The sequence below is a fragment of the Pedobacter sp. UBA5917 genome (genome assembly GCF_002432345.1).
In the GTDB taxonomy this organism is placed as follows: domain Bacteria; phylum Bacteroidota; class Bacteroidia; order Sphingobacteriales; family Sphingobacteriaceae; genus Pedobacter.
In genome coordinates this window covers 1-4,779 of sequence record NZ_DJDT01000257.1, presented here as the reverse complement: position 1 = coordinate 4,779, position 4,779 = coordinate 1, and the positions used below count along the sequence as shown (strand labels likewise).

The following is a 4,779-nucleotide window of genomic DNA, read 5'->3' as shown; positions in this document are numbered from 1 at the left end:
AACGCAGTGGAGTGGAGAGATCTACCTCAAGATGAATCACTATACTCATTTTAATGTCCCGTTGAGACCTTTCGATCACTATTTTTAGCCACAAGAGATACGGAAAAGTTAATGTTATAAGAGATCCTGAAATGGATTCAGGATGACGTTTTTCTAGATATGAATTCACTCAATTCGTCATCCTGAACTTGTTTCAGGATCCATCATGCTAATACTGGCCTTAGCCTCCCGCTAAGACCTATTCATACTTATTTTGCCACGGAGGCACGGAAAACACGGAAATCTAAGTTTAAAATACGGATTACTTATTCCATCCGTCATCCTGAACTTGTTTCAGGATCCATCATGCTAAAAAATTCAAAGATCCTGAAATAAATTCAGGATGACGACCACTCTAGTGATGACAAATAGTGCTATAGCTTAATCTTCACCGATAACTTATAAATATCATAAGCTACTTTCTGGATCAGATCAAATTGCTCAGGTATCAGATCTTCGCCTTTTTTAATAGCCAATCCGGTATCATTCAGTCTGATCAACGGAACATTATCTATAGTACTTGTTCCCTGCACCAGATTTTCAATAGCAGTATCCAAAAGGTAATTGGTGTTATTCGCAATCGGCTTTAAACCATCAAAACTTTCAAAAATAAACTCATGTTCTTTATTATACAGCGAAAGCGTGGCCACATACGAAGATAATAAATGGCTTAATGCCGTAAACTGATGCACTTCTTTAATAAATAACTGTTTACTTTTTGGCTCGGAGAACATCCGTTGGAATAAAGACGCCAAATTTGCGGTACTTACATAAACCTCTTTTCGGGCAAGTTTATATTCGGTACGGTTATAGTTTTTTTCGAAATATAGTTTCGTTACCTGCTCGTAGTATGCCTTATTTGCCTTCAGGATATCGAGCATAGCTTCTTTCAGTTTTTCATGCTCCCAGGTTGGGAATAGGGAATAACTGGCCAGCAAAGCAATCCCTGAACCGATAAAGGTATCATAAATCCTTTCGCGTGCCAGTGCGATTGATCCCATACCTAAAAAATCAAACAGGATCAGGATGTAGGGCGTCATAAAAAGTACGCTTACCACATAATTTTTCCGCTGGAAACTATAACAGCCGATCATGCAGATCAACAGGATTATAAACAGTGTATTTTTGTCGTGGATATAAGTTACCACGCCCATACCGATAAACGCGCCAATAGTAGTACCGATTAAACGTTGATAGTTACGCTCTTTTGTTAAACTAAAACCGGGCTTTGAGATGACCAGAATGGTGAGCAAAATCCAGTAACTATGCGAAAAATTAAGCAGCTGGGATACCACAAAGCCCAAAAGCATAACAACCGTAACCCTTAGCGAATGCCTGAAAGTAGAGGAGCTGTAAGTTAAATTCTCGGTAAAGAGTTTAAAATCAAATTTCTGTCTGGTAATAAACTTTTCGGTATCCACTTCTGCCTGACGGATGTCCTTGCTATTCCTTACCTTAAAATAACTGAAAATGGTTTTCACCCGGGCCAAAATGTTCTCGATATTAACTTCGATATTCTTCAACGCAATAATCCCCAGGGTATTATACTCCTGGTTTTGGTTGTTTTTCTCCAGGTTGTTGATTTTGATCTTCAAACGTTCAATTTCAATCAGCAAACGTTTCGAAATTACAGGCGTTCTACCACTTTTTAAACCAAAAGCAATATCGTCCAACGCATAAGAAATCCGTTTGATGGCCATTTCATAATCCGATAATATCCCCGCTTTATCAAACTGATCATGCAGCTGCTGATAATTGTAATAGGTAGACATTACCTGTTCAAAGAGGTCGACCATATCTACAAAAACAAGTAAAAGGAAACGGCCCTCCGGTGTCGAATCCCTTACAATTTCGCGTGTTCTGAAAAGTAATTCCCGTACTGCGTCCTGCTTTTCGTGCACAGAAACCTGGAGCTGTAACAGATCGGAATAGGTTTTATCGTAATTATTGTTCTGATGGTAAAATTTGGCCTTCTCGCGCAAAAATTCTGCAACCTCAATAATCGAATCACTTAATGATTGCTGTACAAGACGGAAGGGACGTAAACGGTAAACAAAATAGCTCAAACCCGTGTACCAAAGACTACCCGCCAGTACCATTACGGCATATAACAACACTTCCTGCCAGGGCCTAACATCATCAATACTCAATACCATAATCAGTAGCACGGCCGTTCCTACGGATGCCGCCCTAAGGCCATAGATGTAGAACATCGAAAAAACAAAGCTTGATATGCCCAGTAAAAAACCGATAAAAAAATGGTTTTTATTGGTTAAACCGGTAATGATGGAAAAGGTAAAGATTAAGGCCGTGGTAATCAGCATGGCATTTCTCCGGTGAACCATAGGTCCCGGACTATCCACCACACTCACACACAATGCCCCCAGCGATAAGGTCATTCCATACTTTAACATACCAAACTGGGCAAGGATTAAAGAGGGGAGCAGCACACCAATAGTAATACGGAGACCGTCGGCAAAATACGTACTCAATAAAAAGTCCTGTATATTTCTAATGGGTTGCCTGATCTGCATGTTACAAAAATAACATAATAGCGAAATTTTTGTTGTGATTAAAATTAAGTTTTTTGCTTTTTTGAAACTTTTAAGCAGAAAAAGATTAAGTGACTGATTGACAAAGCGATAACAAATGTTCATAAGTAATTTAGCAGCTATTGTTAATAACCTCCACCAAAACATCGAATGGGAGATATGAAAGGCAATTTTAAAAATCACAACATGTTGACAAACAGCATTTTTAAGTTAATAACTATGTTCATAAAAACACATACTTTTCTCTTGACAAATAAAGCTTTTCGCACTAAATTAGATCATATCAAATACGAAGTACTTTGAATTCTGACAGAACAAGCCAAAAGAAATAAAGAACCGAAAGGGAAATTATTTCGGATTGTTTACAGGGAAAACGATTGATTTCAGAAAGGGTTAAACCAAGTAAGAATATACATTACCACCGCAAGGTTGGAGGATAAGAAAATCGAACAGGCCCAAACAGAGCTTATGGAAAACTAAGAAGTTTACGGATGGACGAGTTGGAAATAAATTTTCACGGATCGCAAAAGTTGCAAAACCTAACGAAAACGGAAAAATCAAAGTAACAAGAATTAGATGCTTTAAAATACAATTACGGTTGTTTTTAAAGTTAAAACGGGGAACTTAATCGAAAGAAGACAGTCCCCGTTTTTATTTTGCCTCCAGGTGCCGTCACCCTGAATTTATTTCAGGGTCTATAGAACATGAAAGATGCTGATCCCGAACATTCGGGACAGCATGACGATCGCATCAAATAATAGAACAAATTACTAAACATTGAAGAAATATCCTCAAAGGAATTTGCCTTATTTTATCCCTAAAATATTAAATTTACCAAATGGCCAAAAAAGGTAAATCAATTTCCAGTCCGTCAAAAAAGATATTCGTTTTAGATACCTCGGTTATTTTATACGACCATGATGCGGTAAATAACTTCCACGAACATGATGTAGCTATTCCTATTCAGGTTCTGGAAGAATTAGATAATTTTAAAAGCGGTAATGATACGCGGAACTTTGAGGCCAGAAGTTTTATCCGCCTGATTGATGAAACCTCTAAACAAAAGCTCATTAGCGATTGGATTTCGTTAAAAAGTCCTGATTCGGGCAAATTCAAAGTAGTATTGAACGAAAAGCCCTTAACCGTTGATGCAGAAGAAGTTTATGGGAAAGGTAAAACCGATCACAAAATTTTAAATGCCGCATTAAGTTTAAAAGAGGCGCATCCCGATAAAAAAGTAGTGCTGGTTTCAAAAGATATCTGCTTGCGGTTAAAGGCCAAGGCACTTAATTTAAACGCCGAAGATTACGAAACCGGTAAAATTAAAAACGTAGACGAACTTTACGCTGGTAAAACCGAACTAACGAATTTCCCTGTAGAAATTATCGATGAAGTAAAGAAAGAGGCTTTTATTGATGCAACTGAATTAGGTTTGCCACCAAAAAACGGCAACCATTTTTATATTCTTAAAAATAAAAGGAAAACTGCCAACGTATTTTACAACAATAGTTTAAAAACCATTTCGGCGGTTTCTACAGATGCTATTTTTAAGATCAAACCCAAAAACATCGAACAAGCCTTTGCCATCCATGCACTTTTGGATTCAGAAATTAAGCTGGTGAGCATACAGGGTAACGCTGGAACAGGAAAAACGTTATTGGCCGTGGCCAGTGCTTTGGAGCAGCGCAAAAACTTCAGGCAGATTTATGTAACCCGGCCGATCGTTTCGTTAAGTAATAAAGATATCGGTTTCCTTCCGGGGGATGCGAAATCAAAAACGGACCCATTTATGGCCCCAATATGGGATAACCTCCGCTTTATCAAAGAACAGTTTATCGGCGATGATAAAATGTCGGAAAAAATTGATGAGCTGATCAATACCGAAAAAATTGCCATTGCACCACTGGCCTTTATACGCGGCAGAACCCTGACCAAGATTTTCTTTATCATTGATGAAGCACAGAACCTTACGCCGCATGAAGTTAAAACCATTATTTCGAGGGCAGGAGAGCATACCAAAATTGTATTTACAGGCGATATTTATCAGATCGATACCCCATACCTCGATTCAGAAAGTAACGGATTGTCGTATTTAATTGAAAACGCTAAAAATCATCCATTATACGCACACATTACCCTTCAAAAAGGGGAGCGGAGTGAGCTGGCCAATTTGGCTAATGAGTTGTTG

2 protein-coding genes are annotated in these 4,779 nt (G+C 38.2%); one reads left to right on the top strand and one right to left on the bottom strand.

The genetic code is table 11. The features are described from left to right. Positions 1 to 413 precede the first annotated feature (413 nt). Positions 414 to 2,573, bottom strand: coding sequence for an FUSC family protein (locus tag B2V92_RS17130; protein ID WP_293310382.1), 2,160 nt, complete (start codon positions 2,571 to 2,573; stop codon positions 414 to 416). A gap of 856 nt (positions 2,574 to 3,429) precedes the next feature. Here B2V92_RS17130 and B2V92_RS17125 point away from each other — a divergent pair. After that, positions 3,430 to 4,779, top strand: a 1,350-nt coding sequence (locus tag B2V92_RS17125) for a PhoH family protein (protein ID WP_293310380.1), incomplete at its 3' end; no start/stop codon positions are given.

Bases quoted from the DNA above. Each gene is read 5' to 3' on its own strand.
- B2V92_RS17130 (WP_293310382.1), bottom strand. From the start codon at position 2,573: ATGCAGATCAGGCAACCCATTAGAAATATACAGGACTTTTTATTGAGT.